Origin of the sequence: Myxococcus faecalis, from assembly GCF_050039385.1 — a bacterium.
Lineage (GTDB): Bacteria > Myxococcota > Myxococcia > Myxococcales > Myxococcaceae > Myxococcus > Myxococcus fulvus.
On record NZ_CP144336.1, the window covers coordinates 9,831,808 to 9,850,294 of the forward strand.

General features: G+C 72.4%; 1 protein-coding gene (cut by a window edge). It reads left to right on the plus strand.

Annotation, left to right across the window (positions count from 1 at the left end):
• On the plus strand, window positions 1-18,456 hold the 3' portion of the coding sequence (locus VZQ01_RS39320) for an Ig-like domain-containing protein (RefSeq protein ID WP_426746197.1). It extends 13,623 nt beyond the left edge of the window; the window shows 18,456 of its 32,079 coding nt (coding positions 13,624-32,079); its start codon lies off the left edge, out of view; the stop codon is at window positions 18,454-18,456.
• Window positions 18,457-18,487: the final 31 nt, after the last annotated feature.

An 18,487-nucleotide genomic window follows, 5' to 3' on the forward strand; every position in this document is an offset into this window, starting at 1 on the left:
GAGCTGACGCTGGTCTCCGCGAGCGTGAAGTCGGGCGACGTCGTCCCGCTGGACCTGTCCTCGATGATGCTGTCGTTCTCGACGACGGTGACGCCGGAGAGCGCGAAGCAGGCCGTGTCGCTGAGGGTGGACGGCGTGGAGTGGCTGGGCCCGGATGCGCCCGGCGCGGACCTGGAGGCGGGGAGCGCGGAGCAGCCTGTCAGCACGGTGCTCGTGCGCTTCCGTCCGGAGAGGCCGTTGCCTCCGAGCGCGGTGCTGCAGCTCTCCGTGTCCACGGACCTGCTCACGCCGGACGGCCAGCACCTGCTGACGCCGTTCTCGGTGGTGCTGGATGCCGCGGCCGACGACGGCGCGCGTCCGGAGATTTCGCAGGTGGTGCCTCGCGTGGGGCCCACGGGGGGTGGCTCGTTCGTCCAGATCCTGGGCCGCAACTTCGCGGAGGAGACCACCGTCCTGATTGGCGGCGCGAAGGCGACCGTGCTCCCGTCGGACGGGCCCGCGTCGTCGGAGCGGCTCGTCGTCATGGTCCCGGGCGGAGAGCCGGGGCTCGCGGACGTGGTCGTCATCAACGGCGTCGTGAACGACGCGGGCGTGCTCGTGTCGGGCTCGGGGTTGTGGGACCGCAGGGCGGGTGGCTTCCTGTACAAGGCGCCGCTCTTCCTCTCGGCCGCGACGCCGCGCTTCCTCAACCCGTTCGGCGGCAGCCCCATGCGGCTGCGCGGTGACGGCTTCCTGCCGGCGTGGGCCTATGGCGCGCTCGGACCGCCGAAGGTGTATGTCGGCACGTTGCAGGCCACGGGTGTCCAGGTGGTGTCCACCGAGGAGCTGACGCTGACGGCGCCCCTGGGCTCGTTCGGCGAGGACGGCTTCGCCGAGGTCCGCGTGACGTCGCAGCTCCCGGACAACCGGGGCTCCGAGACGGGGACGGACCTGTTCGAGGACGTGCGCCTGGCGCGCAAGGTGGGCTACGGCCTGGAGCGTGGACGTCCTGAGAACGCGACGGGACCCGTGCTGCCCTCGGACGGCGTGGTCTCCGTCAACGACTTCAACACCCGCGCCCTGGTGGCGGACCTCGACTCGCCGCTCTACCTGTACTCCGCCGCCGGCGCCTCCATCCGGGGCAACCGTCAGCGCAAGGAGTTCCAGGGGACGCACGTCGACGAGGGGTACTTCTTCGACGCGTTCACGGCCGCCACGTTCGACGTGCGGATGCCCGGTCAGGCCCTGGCCTCGATTGGCCAGACGCTGAACCCGAACCCGGCCCGGGTGGACCTGCTGCAGGCCATCCTGTTCGGCTACCTGCCCGCGCAGACGCCGTGGCCGGAGCTGGAGCTGACGCCGGACTCGCTCGACGTGGCGACGCTGCCGGGCCAGGTCCTCATCGCCAACGGCGCGTCGGGCCTCGCGGTGACGACGGCGAATGACCGCGCCATGACGGAGCTGGGGCGCGCGAAGTTCGGAGGCTGGGCGGACCCCGAGTTCGCGACGCGCCTGCTGCCGACGCCCATGGGCAGCTGGGTGGCCTTCAACAAGATGGTGCCGAATCCTCCGCCGGACGCGGGGCCCTGCAAGGGCTTCGAGCCCGCGGCGGGCAACGGCGGTGTCCTCCGGTTGATGGACACGCGCTACCCCGCGGACCCGCTGCTCGTGGGCAGCCTCAGCCCCGGCGGCGAGCCGTACGGCATGACGGTGCACGGTGGCCGGCTGTTCGTGGCCACGGGGCACCACGAGGGCGTGCACTACTGCAACAACCCGGAGGGCGCGCTGCCCCCGCCGCCCGAGTACTCCGTCGGCGGAGGCCTTGGTGGTGGTCAGCGCACGACGTACCACGCGAAGTCGTCCGAGGCGGGCCCGCGCGGCAGCCTGGTCATCTACGACTCGGCGCGCCCGGACGCCTCGGTGGTGAAGCGGCTGGACTACGACGCGAACCTCACCGACGTGGTGGTGGTGGGCGACACGGCCATCGTCGCGGCGGCGGAGCTGGGGCTGCTCTTCATCGACATCAGCAACCCGGCGACCGCCGAGGAGCTGGAGTCGCTGCGCATCGACTTCGACGAGACGCTCTCCAACACGCCGGGTCAGCCGCAGCGTCTGCGGCTGGTGGGCGACATGCTCTTCGTGTCCGCGAAGGATGGCGGCGTGGTGCTGGTGAACGTGGCGAACCCGCGTGAGCCGGAGCTGGTGAGTGGCGGCAACACGGAGTCCGCGCTGGACACGGCGCTGGCGGGAGACCGGCTGCTGCTCGCGGGGGGCGACAAGCTCACGGAGCTGGAGATTCCGTTCTCCTTCGTCACCGACGTCTCGCCGGAGCGTGGCGCCATCATCACCCCCGACAGCCCCGTGCTGGCGGTGCGCCTCAACCGGCCCGTGCATGGGCCCAGCGTGACGCCCAGCTCCGTGTACCTGCTGGGCGAGAACGGGCAGCCCGCGCTCGGCGCGAACGGCCAGCCGGTCTCCCTGGACCTCACGGTGGAGCGCGTGGATGCGAAGCGGCACTACACGGTGAAGGCCACCGTGCAGGGCACGCTGAAGCCCGAGGAGGACTACACGCTGGTGCTCACGAAGGACGTGACGGATGAGCGCGCCGGACGGCTGCTGTCCGAGTTCCGTGCCACCTTCACGACAGGCAAGGCGAACGCCCGGGTGCCGATGCTGGTGTCCGTGTCGCCCACCTCGCTGCCGCGCACCACGGGCGGCCGCATCACCCTGGCGGGCTCGGGCTTCACGGGCACGGAGGAGGTGCGCGTGGGGACGGACGTGGTGAACTGCGCCCTGGTGGCGGGCACGTGTCTGGTGACGGAGAGCGGCACGCGGATGTCGCTGACCGCCAGGGCGGCGGCGCAGGCGGGCCCCGTGGACGTGTCGGTGAAGCACCCGGGGGGCCCGAGGTCCGAGCTGCCCTTCGCGCTCTTCTTCGTCGATGACCCGGGCCAGGCGGTGGCCACCCTCTCGCCGAACCATGGTCCGGTGGGCGGGGGCACGCGCGCCACCCTGACGTTCGACAAGTCCGTCCTCGAGCCCGGCATGAAGGTCCGCTTCGGCGAGTCGCTGGAGGCGGAGGCGGTCGACATCGTCGACCTGCGCACGGTGCGCTTCACGGTGCCCGCGGCGACCGCGCCGGGACTCGCGACGGTGACGCTGGTGCGCCCGGGCTCCACGCCGGAGACGACGCACACGTGGAACGTGGCGACCTTCGCCTACGACCTGCCGTTCGGCTCGAACCTGGGGCTGCCCGGCTACCCGCCCAAGAGCATCTCCGAGCTGCGGCTCTCCGGGAACACGCTGTACGTGGGCGTGGGCGGGCCGGCGAACGCGGTGGGGCTGGACATCTTCGACGTGACGCTCGAGGAGCGTCCCATCCGCCTGGGCGGCGTGCGGACGGACAACCCGGTCAACGGGCTGGACGTGAGCGGCTCGCTGGTGCTGCTGGCCGAGGGCTCGGGGCTCACCGTGGTGGACGCGAGCAGGAGCCGGCTGCCGTACATCACCGGCCGGGTGAACACCGGTGGCCTGGCGACAGGGGTGCGCATCGAGGGCTCGATGGCGTACGTCAGCATCACCCAGCCCGGCGTACCCAGCGGGCAGATCCAGGTCTTCGAGCTGCTGGGACCGCAGCCCGAGTTCGACCACGCCATCCTGCTGTACCCGGAGGACGGGCTCGCGTTGGACCTGGGGCCTGACCGCTTCTACGTCCTCACGTCGAACATCAACGCCTCGGGTGGAAACGGCCTGCGCCTGGCCATCCATGACCGCGCGGGTGCGCGGCTGGGCGGTGTCACCGTGGACGCGAACGCGACGCTGGAGCAGATGCTGCGCGCCCGCATCACCGTGCGCGCCGGCCGGGCCTACGTCACGGTGGGCACGCGCCTGTACGTCTTCGACGTGACGACGACGAACGAGGGCCAGCCGAAGCTGCTCCAGTCCACGTTGCTGGAGGCGGAGGGCTCGGGCCTGACGTGGTTCGGCGGCGCGCTGTGGGTGGCCACGCGCGGTCAGAATCGCAGCGTCGTGGAGGTGCCGTCCTCGGAGCTGCTCGCGGTGGGCTCGGCTCCCGCGGATGGGGCCATGGCGCCGGTGGGCACGGACGTCCGCATCGACTTCACGATGCCCGTGGCGCTCAACACGCTGCAGCCGGGCGCGCTCGTGGTGGAGGCCGTCTCCGACGCCCACCCGACGGGGCGCATCGTGCAGGGGACGCTGAGGGTGGAGGCGACGGGGCTGAGGACGTCGTCCCTGTTCTTCACGCCCGACGCGGGCCATGTCTTCGAGCCGGAGGAGGAGGTCGAGGTGTCGCTGACGGCGGGAGGCGTGCGGTCGATGCTGACCGAGGCCGGCCTGACGTATCCGCTGGCGACGCCCGTGCACTTCCGCTTCAAGGTGGACAAGGCGGGCCGGGTGCGGCCCTCCATCACCCAGCTCACCCCGTCCAGCGGCCTGAAGACCGAGACGACGACGGTGCGCATCGACGGCACGAACCTGGGCAGCCCGGGGCTGGTGGTGTTCGTGGGCGAGACGCCCATCACCGGCGCGGGTGACGTGGTGTACGACTCCGAGACGGAAGCGCTCACCGTGCGCATTCCTCCCTCGACGAACTCCGGCCCGGCGGCGGTGCGCGTGGGGTACGCGGATGGCATGACGGCGACGCGGCTGGGGACGTTCACCTACCGCGAGGCGCTCCAGTTGAGCGCGCCCGTTCCCGACAACTCGGGTCAGCAGGGCGGCGCCGAGGTGGCGCTGCGCGGCACGGGCTTCCTGCCCGACATGAAGGTCTTCTTCGGTGACGCGCGCTCCTTCACGGTGCACGTGCGCTCGGCCAACGAGGCCACGGCGGTGGCGCCGCCTCACGGCGCGGGCCTGGTGGACCTCACGGCGCGGCTGGAGCTGCCCATCTACTCGGGCGGGACGCAAATGAAGGAGGGTGTGCGGCCCGACGCGTTCCTCTACGGCGCGGGCGCCATGGCGCGGCTGGAGACGCCTCCGCTGCGGCAGGTGCTGGTGGACCGGGGCGTGCTGTATGGCGCCATCGGCGGACAGGTGGAGGTCACCGGGCCCAACGGCGCGGCGGTGGAGGGGGGCGGCTCGCGTGCGCAGTCGCAGGGCGGCCTGTACATCGCGGACCTCTCCGAGCAGACGGCGGTCCGGCAGATGGCCCGGGTGATGTTCACCGACAGCGGGACGTCGGGGGCGTACCAGCTCGCGAAGCAGGGCAGCACGCTCTACGTGGCCGCGGGCACGGCGGGCGTGAAGGTGGTGGACGTGGCGCGGCCCTCCGCGGCGAGCGTGAAGTACACGCTGCCGGGAACGGGGGCCACGGTGGGCGTGGCCGCCGCGGGAGACATGCTCTACGCGGCGGACGCCTCGGGCATCCGGGCCTATCGGACCACGGAGAACCCGCAGCCCCGTTTGACGTCGCAGCGGCTCATCCCGGGCGGCGTGACGGCGATGGCGCTGCATGGCCACCACCTGCTCGCCGCCACGGAGGGCGCGGGCGGCACGCGCCTGCTCGTGCTGGACGCGCGGCGCGGAGACCTGGCGCAGGTCGGTGAGCACGCGCTCATCGGCGCCGCGCGCCACATCGCGATGGACGGCTCGCGAGCCTTCGTGTCGCTCGGCGCCAAGGCCCAGGTGTCCATCATCGACGTGAAGGCGCCGGACGCGCCGGTGCTCCTGGGGGCGCTGGTGCTGGCGGACGTGACGGGCCGTGGCCGCGTCTCCGCGGAGCAGACGCGCGTGGCGGCGGGCATCGCGTACGTCGCGTCGGGCGGCGGCAAGGTGCAGCGCTTCCGGGTGACGCACGCCGGGGCTGTCACGCCGCTGGAGCATGCGCTCGTCCAGGGCGACGCCACGTCGCTGGCGATGATGGACCGCTACCTGATGGTGAGCACGCTGGTGCTCGACAAGAACGGTCGCGCGGTGGAGCTGCCCGTGCAGCCTCCCGACGACGGGCGCGGCGAGCTGGCCGGCACCCTGGCCTCGGTGATGCTCGACCACCTGGAGGTGCGTGGCTCCATTCCCGAGGACGGCGAGACGGTGCCGGTGGGCACGCGCCCGGCGGTGCTCCTGTCGGAGCTGCCGAGCACGGACACGCTGGATGAGCTTCGCCTGGAGACGCTGTCGGCGTCGCCGCAGACGGTGGCGGGCACGGTGGAGGCCCGCTCGGACGAGGGCGGCGCCAGGGCCACGTTCATCCCCGCGTCCGCGCTGACGGTGGGCACGCGCTACGTGCTCAAGGTCGGAGCCGGCCTTTCGGACCTGCAGGGCGGCGCGCTGGGCGCGGACACGGAGGTGCGCTTCCAGACGGCCACGCGCAACACCGTGGAGCGCCCGACGCTGGGCGAGGTGAGCCCGGGGTATGGCCTCACGGCGGGCGGTGAGACGCTGACGATCCACGGCACGGGCTTCGAGTCCGGCTGCACGGTGCGCATCGGCGGGCAGCTGGCGGGCGCGACGTCCCTGGGTGCCTGCGCGGTGTCGCAGGGTGGCAAGGTCATCACCGTCCTGGCGCCTCCGGGCGTCGCGGGCGCCGCGGCGGTGGAGGTCATCAATCCGGATGGCCTGTCCGTGTCGCGGCTGGGGGCCTACCGCTACCTGCCGGTGCCCAAGCTCACGAAGGTGGAGCCGGCCTTCGCGGAGACGATGAGCCGCGCGCAGGTCCGCCTGTCGGGCGAGGGCTTCTACGCGGGCTCGAAGGTGACGTTCGGCGGCGTGCCGGCGCTCACCACGACGGTGGACGTGTCGGGCACGCTGACGGCGACGGTTCCGGATGGAATCGTCGGTCCGGTGGACGTGCGCGTGGAGACGGGCTCGGGCGGCAACGCCCAGGGCAGCTCCCTGGTGGCGGGCTTCACCTTCACGCTCGCCCAGCGCGAGAGCCTGACGGTGGGCGGGGCCGCGAGCGCGCTCGTGGGGACCACGCTGCTGCAGGCGCGGGACAAGGACCTGGTCGCCATCGACCTGTCGACGTCCGGCAACAAGCTGGAGCTGGGCCGCGTGGCCGGTGTGGAGGGCGCGCTGTCGCTGGCGGTGTCGGGCGACCACGCCGTGCTGCTCGGGACGAACGTGGTGGTGCGCTACGACCTGGGGACCTGTGGCAGCGGTCCGGGTGTGCCTTGCGCGCCCGAGGAGCTGGACCGTGTCCCGTTGGTGACCGGCGCGCCCCTGTCGACGGTGGCCGTGGGACCCGGCGCGACGACGGTGGTCGTGGCGGGGGGAAGCGAGCTGGTGGTGCTCGGTGAGCTGCGCGAGGGCGCGCAGACCCGGGATGCGCTGGTGGTCGTGGCTCAGCACTCGGTGGCGCCCGCGCGGGTCGTCGCCCTGGGCGTGGTGGGCGAGGCGCTGGCGGTGCTGATGGACGAGGGCCAGGTGTCGCGCATGGAGCTGCGAGACCTGAGCGACGGCGAGCTGGAGCCGCTCTCCGTGGTGAGCGGGCTGGCGGGCGTGGCCCAGGCCCTGGCCGTGGATGGCAGCCGCATCGCCGTGGCCACGGGCCGCACGGCCCATGTCGTGGAGGTGTTGGACCCGAAGCTCCCGAGGCGGCTGGGCTCGTGGACGTCGGCGGATGAGTCGACGAGCACTCCGCGCACCGTGGCGCTCGCGGGCCCGTGGCTGCTGGCCGCGGGGACGAACCGCGCGGCGTGGATCGACACCACGACGGCGCCGGGCTTCGTGGAGCGCACGTTCTTCATGCACACGGTGTCGTCGCTGCCGAAGGCGCTGCTGGGAGACGGCATCGCGCTGCTCGCGGGCGCTTCGCGCACGCAGCTCTTCGACACGCTGCCGTATCCGACGGTCCGGCACACGTCGCCGCCTCCGGGAGGCGCGCTGTCGCCGGAGGCTCCGGTGACGGTGTCCCTGGCCAGCGAGCTGCCGCTGACGGTGGCGGCGCAGTCCTCCATCCTCCTGCTGGAAGGGGAGACGGAGGTGCTCGCGAGCGTGGAGCGTTCGGGCTCGGTGGTGCGTGCGCTGCCCGAGGACACGCTGGTGTCCTCGCGTGACTACACCGCGCGCGTCACCCTGGGCGCGACGCCGTACCGTGGCGGAACGGTGCTGAGCCCCTGGTCCTTCTCGTTCAAGGGCGGCGCCGGCGAAGCTGGCGTGCGCGTCAGCCACATCAGCCCGGACCACGGGCCGGTGGCCGGTGACACCGTGGTGACGCTCACGGGCCAGGGCTTCTCCGCCGCGTCCCAGGTGTACTTCGGCGCGACGCGGGCGGAGGCCGACCCGACGCACACCGCGAGCAGCACGGAGCTGCGGGTGCTGGCGCCGTCGACCCTGTTCGCGGGGCCGGTGACGGTGCGCGTGGTCGACGGTGGTGACGAGGCGCGTGTCCCGGGCGGGTTCGTCTACACGGCCCCCATCACCGTGTCGGAGGTCACCCCGAACCGGCTGGACTTCGCCGGGGGCTGGGTGACGCTGAAGGGCACGGGCTTCACCCGGGGCCTGGAGGTCCGCTTCGCGCCGGGTGCTCCCGCCGCGAAGCTGTCCGGCTTCACGTCGACCCGCGTGGATGTCCAGGTCCCCGCCGGAGTGGCGGGCTGGGTGCCGCTGTACCTGTCGCAGCCCGGCGCGAGCCTGGTGCTGCCCGAGTCCCTCTCCCGAGGCGACCTGAAGCCGCCGACCTCGCGGCCCGTGTACGCGCCCGTGGGCGCCGTGCCGCTCGCGCAGAAGGTGTTCAGCGCGACGTTCGACGAGCCCATCCGGATGCACACGGGGAGCGAGTCGGCCACCACCGCGGTGCTGACGAACATCGCCACGGGTGAGGTCCTGCCGGGCACGGTGAGCGTGTCGGGCTCGACGTTGACCGTGACGCGCGGCACGACTCCGCCGACCCTCGCGTCCAACGGCGCTTACAAGCTGACGCTGAAGAACGTCTACGACCTGGTGGGCAACGTCCAGGCCTCGCCGGACGCGCACTACTACTACGCCCAGGACACCATTGACCCGACGGTGGCGCTGGCCTTCGTCGGCCGCGCGATGCCCGTGCACAACGCCACGCTCGGCATCGGCACGGAGTACGTCTTCGCGGTGTCAGGCACGGACGCCAGCGGGACGAATCTGGAGATGGAGTTCTTCATCGACGGCGAGGAGGTGTCGCGCGTGGACCGCTGGACGCCGCACTTCCGCTACACGTGGCGGAGCATCCCGCCCAGCGGCCAGTCCACGCTCGTGGCCCGGGTGACGGACCCCAGCGGCAACGACGCCGAGCTGTCGGCCACCGTCTTCCTGACGAATGACCGGGTCCCCTCGGTGCGCTTCCTCGAGCCCACGCTGTCCGCCGTGGAGCGCACGGAGGGGGGCACGCTCCCGCTGGTGGTCCGCGCGGAGGACCCCGACGCCCTCAACGCCCTGGAGCTCAGCCTGGACGGTCAGCCGCTCCGGCGCGTCACGGGCCTGTCGGGTCAGCTGTATGACTTGACGGAGTCGCTTCCGCTGACGCTGTCGGGCTCGACGAGCGAGGTCCACGAGCTGGTCGCGGTGGCGACGGACTCGCGGGGCCAGACGTCTCCGCCCGCCCTGTTGCAGGTGACGGTGACGCCGGACGTGCAGGACCCGACGGTGGCGTGGTTGTTGCCGACGGCGGGCGCGAAGCTGCCCTCGGGCGCGGGGCTGGACCTGCGCGTGAAGGTGACGGACGACAACCGCGTCGCTCGCGTCACCATCGAGGAGCTGGTGGGGACCGGCGCGGCGAAGCAGGTCGCCTCGTTCACGGGCGTGCCCGGGGCGGTGCGCTGGGTGGCGCCGACCGTGTCCCAGGACACGCAGGTGAAGCTGCGCCTGCGGGCCTACGACGCGCGCGACAACGACGCGGAGGCGACGGTGGACGTCACCGTGCTGGGCGCGAGCTCGAGCGCGACGCGGCCGATGGTGAGCCTGCGTGAGCCCGCCGTGGGCAACACGCTCGCGGAAGGGGCGCTCGTGGACGTGCTCGTGGACGTGAGCGCGCCCGCCGGCATCGAGTCCGTGCGGCTGGAGATGGACACGCAGTCGGTGACGCTGACGAACGCGCCGTGGCGGCACACGTTCAAGGTGCCCGTGCTGGTGAAGGACGCGCCGTACTACGTGCCCGTCCGGGCGATGGCCACGGACGTGGACGGACTTCAGAGCGAGCAGTTGGTGCACTTCTTCTCCGTGGTGGACGCGCTGCCGGACCCGGTCATCCAGGTCGCGACGCGCCCCGCGGGGCCGATGTGGCTGGGAGGCTCGTTCCTGCGCGTGGGCGCCGAGGCGGGCAACATGACGCCCGTGCCCTCGCTCCAGGTGGGCTCGGTCGCCCTCACGGAGACGGCGCCGGGCGTGTACCACCTGCCGTCCGGGCCGGAGTCGGCGCCGGTGGTGGCGAGGGTGGAGGCGCTGGAGACGGGCTCGCAGCGGCTGGCGAGCACGAAGTCCGGAACGCTGGCGGTGTTCGCGGGCACGGAGGCGTCCGTGGTGCGGGAGCCGTCGCTGCCGGTCATCGCGGTGGCGGCGCGGAGCGACGCGTGGGCGGTGGTGCGTGAGGACCCGGCGGGCGAGAGCCTGGTGGAGCTGCGCTCGCGCGGCGCGCTGGGGGTGTTGGCCGAGCGTCGGGTGAAGGGCCGCGCGGTGGGCCTGGCCTTTGTCGAGGACTCGCTCGCGGTGGCGGTGCGTCGCGACGGCGCGGGCGTCATCGAGCTGATGTCGCTGCCCGACCTGACGGTGACGACGGTGCCCGTGCGGCGCACGCCCACGGCGCTGGCCTCGGTGCGTGGCGCGCTGTTGATGGTGGGCACGGACGAGGGCGTGGAGGTCCTCACGGCCTCGGGTGCGCTCGCCGCGCGGCTGTCCGGAGCGCCGGTGAAGTCCCTGTCGGCGAACGGGACGCGCGCGCTGGTGCTCGAGTCCACCCGACTGGTGTCGCTGGACCTGTCCACGCCGCACGCGCCCACGCAGAAGGCGTCGGCGCCCGTGTCGGATGGGCAGCTCGTCGTGGGCGTGGGCGCGGACCAGGCCTGTGTGATGGGGACCCATACCGTGCGCTGCTTCGAGGAAGCCGGGAGCCTCCTGGAGCAGCAGGGGACGGGGGCCGGCGTGGATGCGCCGGTGCGCTCGGCCTCCGTGCTCGGGCCGTGGCTCGCGGTGGGGACGGACCTGGGCGTGCGCGTGTTCGACGTGCGCTCGGAGCCGGTGTCGGGTGGGGTGTATCCGTTCGGCGCGGGTGACTTCCCCGCGCTGACGGGGGCGGCGGTCCTGGCGGCGGGAGACCTCCTGTCCGCGGAGGCCGGGACGGTGGCGCGCCTGCCGCTGGTCCGTGGGCCGGCCAGGCCCGAGCTGTCGCTCCAGGTGGCATCGTCGACGGCCGTGGCGGGGAGCCGCCTGGCGCTGACCGCGTCCATGACCGACGAGGCGGACACGTTCGAGGCCTTCGTCTCGGTGCTGAAGGTGAACGGCCGCACGGTGCAGGTGCTGGACGGACGGCTGCCGTCCGCGGTGGACCTGCCGTTGACGGGGGCCACCGCTCGCCTCGAGCTGTCGGTGTTCGACCAGGCGGGCAGGTCCGACGCGAAGGTCGTCGAGGTGGGGCTGACCCCGCCGACGACGGGCCCGGAGTTCGTGTCGCTGGACGCGCCCGCGCAGGTGTACGAGGGCACGCTCATGACGGTGGTCCCGAGGTTCGTGGACCCGTCGCGGGTGAAGCAGGTGACGGTGACGCTGAAGGATGGGGCGACGGTGCTCGACAGCGTCACCGTGAGCGCGCCCTTCCTGCGGGCGGTGCTGCGCGTGCCCATGGTGGGCACCGGCGTGGGCCATGGCGTGACGGTGGAGGCGACCGCGACGGACGACGTCCACACGGCCATCTCCGCGCCCACGCCCGTGCTCGTCTTCACCAACCCCCAGCCGGTGGGGACGGCGTTCACGCTGACTCCCGCGGTGGCCCAGGTCGTCGAGGGCCAGCCGGTGCAGGTGACGATGGCCTTCGGCAGCGGGGTGAGCGCGCCGGAGCGGTACACGGTGAGCTTCTCGGTGGGCAGGACGACGATGACGCAGACGGAGCAGCAGGTCATCGTCGCGCCCGCCACCGTGGCCACGCCCCGGATGCCGAACCTGGCCCAGGGAGAGGTCCAGGCGCAGATGCTCATCACCGCGCGCCTGGTCGATGGTGACGGCCGCGAGTCGGTGGCGAGCACGCAGGTGCTGGTGCTGGAGGATGTGTCGAACCCGACCATCTCCGACATCGTGGTGACGCCGACGGGGACCGAGGTGTCCGCGGGCTCGACGGTGACGGCGAAGCTGGTGGCCGCGGATGGGACGTTGCCGCTGGCGGAGCAGGTGCTGCGCGTGAAGCTGGGCGGGGCGCTGGTGGCCTCGGGTGGGCCGGCGCTGAGCTACACCGTGCCGGTGGGCACGCCCTCGGGCACCGTGCTGCGCGTGGAGGGTTGGGTGAAGGACCTCCAGGGCCGCGTCGGCGAGGCGTTCCGGGAGCGGACCGTGAGCGCGCCGGTGTTGTCCGACGGCGCGGTGACGGTGGCGGGCATGTTCGCCAACGCGGTGGACCTCGCGGTGCTCGGCGACCGGGTCCTCGTCGCCACGCCCTCGGGAGTGGCCGTGGGTCTCCGGGTGGAGGACGCGCAGGGCGTCACCGTGACGCCCGTGGGACAGGTGCGCGTGGAGGGCACGCCCCGCTCGCTGGTGGTCCAGGGACATCACGCCCTGGTGGCGGTGGAGCAGGGCGGCCTGTGGGTGGTGGACGTGTCGAGGCCGGAGGCCCCGCGCGTGGTGGGCCGGCACGAGACGTCGTTGGTGATGTCGATGGGCGCGTCGAGCCGGGCCTTCGTGGCGCACGAGTCCTCGTACAACGTCGACGAGGTGCACCTGACGGAGCCCTCGGCGCCCGAGCTGCGGCGGTACGTGGAGCGCTACAACCCGTGGCTGAACACGCCGCTGCTGGGCGTGTCGAACGACCGGCTGTTCTACGCGTCCGCGCAGACGCTCTACTCGCACAAGGTGGAGTCGGAGTCGGTGCCTTGCTGCGGTGGGCCCATGTCCGTGGGCCTGCAGTCCACGGTCCGGCAGGTGGACGTGGAGGGGGGCATGGCGGTGGTGGGCACCGCGCGGGGCATCCACGTGGTGCACCTGGGCGCGTCGAACATGGTGGCGCTGGGCGAGGCGCAGCTGGGCATCGGGACGCGGGCGCTGACCGTCAGTCGGGGTCTGGCCTACGTGGCCGGCGACGACGACGTGCTGCGCGTGGTGGACCTCCGCGAGCCCACGGCGCCGCGAGTGCTGGGGCAGCTGCCGGTGGCGGCCCGTTCGCTGCGCGTGTCGGGTGGCGCGCTGCTGGCGGCGACCCCGCGGGGGCTGGTGGTGCTGAAGCTCGTCGACCGGGTCTCGGAAGGGACGCAGCCGCCGATGCTGGGCGAGGGCTGGTCCACGACCGATGCCGTGGTGGGCGTGGCTGCGGCGCGGCGGGGTGTCATCGTGGCGGCCGGGCTGGGTGGCGCGTCGCTGCTGGACCTGGCCGACCCGTCGCACCCGATCTTGAATCGCGCGGTCTCCACCACGCTGAAGGCGGTGCGGCAGACGGAGCGGCTCGGCGGAGACACCTTCCTGCTGAACGACGCGACGCTGTCCGTGCATACCGACGCGAACACCACGGGAGCCTTCACCGTGGACTCCACGCGGGGAAGCCGGCTGGGCGGCATCGGGAGCGTGGAGCGGTTCGCAGTGAGCACCGGCCGGCTGTGGACGGTGGGCGGCGGAGTGCTCGCCACGGCCAGCCTGCCCACGGTGGAGTCCATCAAGAAGCTGGACCTGCAGGGGCCCACGCTCGACGTGGCGGGTGATGAGCGCCGCGCCGTCATCGCGCAGGGCACCCTGGGCTTCACCTGGGCGGAGCGTGACAGCGCCGGAGACATCCTCCGGAGGGCGAGCGTGTCCGGTCAGGCCGCGAACGTGGTGGCGCTGGAGGGACAGCGACTGCTGGCGGGCAACGACGACGGCTTCCGCGTGTACACGCTGGACGCGGCGGGGAGCCTGCGCGAGGTGGGCACGGTGCCCACCGAGGGGGCCGTGCGCCGCATCCGGATGGTGGGCCTGCTGGCGCTGGTGTCGACGGACGAGGACGTGCAGCTCTGGGATGTCTCGTCCCATACGCCCGTGCTGAGGGCCACGCTCGACGCGCCGGACGCGCGCGACGCGGTGCTGGCCGGCGACCAGGTCGTCGTGGCGCGGGGCTTCCAGGGCCTGTCGGTGTTCACGGCGCCCGCGCAGCTCGCGCCTCCTTCGGCGACCCTGCGGTTGGCGGCCGCGCCGCTCATCGTGGAGCCGGGCACGCTGGTGTCGTTCGACGCCCGCACGTCCGGGGCACGGCTGGGGAGCGCGACGCTGTGGGTGGACGGGGCGCCCTTCGCGCACCTGGAGACTGGAGCGGTGTCGGGGCAGTGGTGGGTGCCGGAGTCGGCGCTGCCCGGCTCGGAGTGGTTGCTCCAGGTCCGCGGACGGACCGCCAGCGGCGCCGAGGCGCAATCCGAGGCCCAGGTCATCCGCGTGAGCGCTCCCGAGGAGGAGTCGCTGTGGGTGTCGATGCAGGAGCCGTATGCCTATCAGGAGTTCGCCAGCGGTCAGCTGGTCCCGGTCCGGGTGGACGTGTCCGGCGGCGCCCGGCCGTACACCGTGACGGTGAGCATGGAGGACGTGTTCGTCGGCGTGCTGTCGCCCGTCGTGGGCGCTCCGAGAAACTACGCGGGGGTCGTCCGGCTGCCGGCGCACCTGGTGGGCAACCCCGAGGTCCATGTCGACGTGGTGGACGCCCTGGGCCAGTCGGTGCGTGGAACCCTGCCGCTCCAGGTGCGTGACTCGTCGAGTCCGCCGACGCTGCTGTCGGGTCTGCCGCCGCGCCTGTTCGCGAGCCCCGCGAAGAACCCGCTCTACCTGTCGGCGTGGGACGACGGGCCGTCCGTGCTGCGCTTCTCCGTGGACGGTGTGGTCGTCGCGAGCAGCGCCTCGGACGAGCAGGGCGGCGAGCACGGCTTCGAGCACCTGCTCGAGTTCCCGACGAAGCAGGCGGGAGACACGGTGACGCTGCGGCTGGTGGTGGAGGACACCCTGGGCCAGCGCGTGGACACGGGTGAGCGCAGCTACACGCTGCTGGAGCCCGTGGCCCTGCCGGACATCGAGTACGTGTCGATGTACGAGACGCGAGCGGAGGGGACGTCCACGAACATGAGCGCCGAGGCCAGCGACGTGGACGGAGACCTGGACACGGTGAGCGCGTGGATCATCTACGGCGCGACCTGGGTGAGCCCCACGCACATCGTGGGAGGCGGGACGCCGCAGCACCTGGCCACCAGCACCGACGGCTATGTCGAGGCCACCTTCCCGGTCCCGCTGCTGTCGGACCCGGTGTTGGCGGGCAAGACGTCCCTGGTGGTGATGGTGGTCGCCCGGGATTTGATGGGCCACGAGAGCCGGCGCTACACCGAGCTGAACATCAGCGAGAACGAGGTGCCCGAGGGCACCTTCAACTTCGGCTCATGGCCGTGGGGCCGGGAGCTGGTCGCGGGCCATCCCGTCGAGGCGGGGGTCAGCGCGTGGGATGACGTGGGGCTCCAGTCGGTGTCGCTGACGGTGACCGATTCCACGGGCGCGGTCTTCACCGCGTCGACCACCTGCTCGGGCACGAACAACTGCTACGTGGCGCTTCCGTCCAGGGCCTTCCCGGCGGGTGCGCTGCACCTCGAGGCGGACCTCACCGACGTCCGGGGGATGTCCGTGTCCATCGAGGCCACGCACCAGGTCGCGGTGAACCGCGCGCCGTGGTTCTACCTCTCCTCACGTGAGAGCTATGCGCTGGCCGGCCGTCCCATCCAGGTGCGGGCGACCGTCTACGACGAGAAGCGCATCGCCCTGATGTCGCTGACGGCGGACGGCGTCACGCTGGGCGGCAACGGTGGGATCGACGTGAGTCCGTACTCCGGTTACACGCTGACGGGCACGCACACGCCGTCGGCCCCGGGGACGATGACCGTCACGTCGTTCGCGGCGGACTGGCTCGGCGCGACCGCGACGTCCGCGCCGCTCCAGGTGCCTGTCTATCCGTCCGACCGGGGCGGGGCGTGCCAGTCCTCCATCACGATTCCCACGGGCGTGGACTTCTTCCCGCTGAACGTGGCGCATGCCACGACGGTGCAGCAGCCCTGCGGGTATGGCTCCAGCTCGGGCAGCGGGACGTGGTTGTCGCTGCCGTTCGATGGCCCGGTCGAGCGCCTGGAGGTGTCGGGGAGCTCGGGCTACTACCTGCCGCTGGCGTTCTTCATCCAGGACATGACGGGCGAGGAGGGCTGCACGCCGGTCCCCGAGCGCGCCACGTGCCGGACGACGGCGGTGACGAGCCTCACGACGGGGCCGCTGTCGAAGGACGCGAAGATCTACTTCCCGAACTCCGGGCCGGGCGTGGGGCTGCGGCTGGCGAGCGCCGTGCTGGGGGTCGGGGCGCGGTGCACGCCCGGGAACGCGAACTTCGTCTGCGGCCACGGTGTCTGCGGCGAGCAGGAGGACGAGCAGGACCCGGATGGCTCACCGGTGTACCGCTGCCAGGCGAACGCGTGTGACGACGGCAAGAACAACGCGGACGGAGACCTGGTCTACGACTACCCGAGCGACCCGGGCTGTGAGTCGCCCGAGGACGACGACGAGACGGACCTGCTGCCGCAGCCCGCCTGTGCGGATGGCGATGACGACGACGGGGACGGTCTGGTGGACTGGCCGGAGGACCCGGGGTGTGGCAGCGCGGCCGGGACGTCCGAGTCGGGTGAGGGGGAGAGCTGCGAGGCGCCCATCGACCTGACGACGGAGGCGAGCGTGGGCCTGGAGCCGCGGGCCGTGCTGCCGCTCGACTTCACCGAGGCCGTGGATGACCACCGGTTGAGCTGCTCGACGGCGGGGCAGGTGGACCGGGTGGTGGGCATCCGGGTGCCGGGGCCCGGGTCGGTCTTCGTGGTGGGAGACCCGCAGGTGCAGGGCATCTCGCTGCGGGATGCGTGCGCGCTGGACTCGCGGACCCGGACCTGTGACGTAGCGTCGGAAGCGCAGGTCACCGGCTACACGTACCTGCCGGAGGCAGGCGTGGTCTTCGCCGTCGTCGAGGGGACGGGCCTGGGACGCATCGACGTGTCCGGCCTGCTCGATGACGACGCCGCATGCGACCCGCTGCAGCCCTGGTTCCAGTGCTCGGAGACGCAGGTCTGCCGGCCGAAGGAGCTGGAAGGGGGAGGCGTGTCCTCCACGTTGTTCCAGTGCCGGCTGCCCCGGTGCTCGGACGGGGAGGACTCGGACGAGGATGGGAAGAACGACTTCCCGTACGACCCGGGGTGCGAGAGTCCGATGGACGATGACGAGACGGACCCGACCCCGGTGCCGGCGTGTGGTGACTCGGTGGACAGCGAGCCGGTGGGCTTCACGGATGGGTTGATCGACTTCGCCCTGGCGCCGGGGGGAGACCCGTCCTGCACGAGCGCCGCGGATGACAACGAGGTCGCGTGTGGACAGGTCCTGCCGGCGCAGAACCTTCCCACGGCGCCGCTGGCCCTCGCGGGGAAGACGGCGCGGGCGGGGCGGTACGTGGCGGCGCAGTGTGGTGGGATGAGCGGGGCGTCCATCAACGCGGTGGCCTATGACCTGGTGGCGCCCATCGCGGGGACGTACCGGTTCGCGGTGGAGGGGCGCTCGAACCTCTACCTGTCCCTGCGCCAGGAGAATTGCCGGGGTGGTTTCGTCGCGAAGTGCAGCCGGAACAACTGGCCGGACGGCGTGATGGGCGAGGTGACGCTCGCCGCGAACGAGCGCGTGGTCGTCGTCCTGGAGAGCTACGGCCCGCAGGACTTCACGCTGAACGTGGACATGCCGTACGCGTGCAGCAACGGGCGCGACGACGATGGTGACGGGCGCGTCGACTACCCGGATGAGCCCGGGTGCGATTCGCCCAAGGACGAGTCCGAGGTGGACCCGGCGGTGCTGCCCACGTGCTTCGACGGCGTGGACAACGACGACGACGGGGACGTGGACTATCCGCAGGACGCGGATTGTCAGGCGGCCTCGGGCCGGACGGAGCGCGCCAACTGCCAGGGCGTGGAGGGGGTGACGCTGACGGGGGCGCTGCCCCTCTGGACGGCGGGGAGCACGTCGGGGGCCGGTCATATCGACCACGATGTGCCGGCGTGCCGCTATCCCTCCTCGGCGCCGGAGAAGGTGTTCTTCTGGGAGGCGCCGGCGGCGGGCACGTATGTGATTGATACGGCGGGCTCGAGCATCGGCACGGTGGTGGCGGTGTACCCGCGCACGTGCGAGCCGAGGCAGGTGCTCACGTGTGATGGGAACTACCGGGGCGAGGGCGTCTCGGAGGTCCGGATGCCGCTGGCGGCCGGTCAGGCCATCTCCATCGTCGTGGATGGCTACAGCGACTGGGACGTCGGCAGCTTCCAGCTCAGCATCCGACAGGAGTGAGTGGAGGGAACACGGCCCGCGCTCGAGGAGG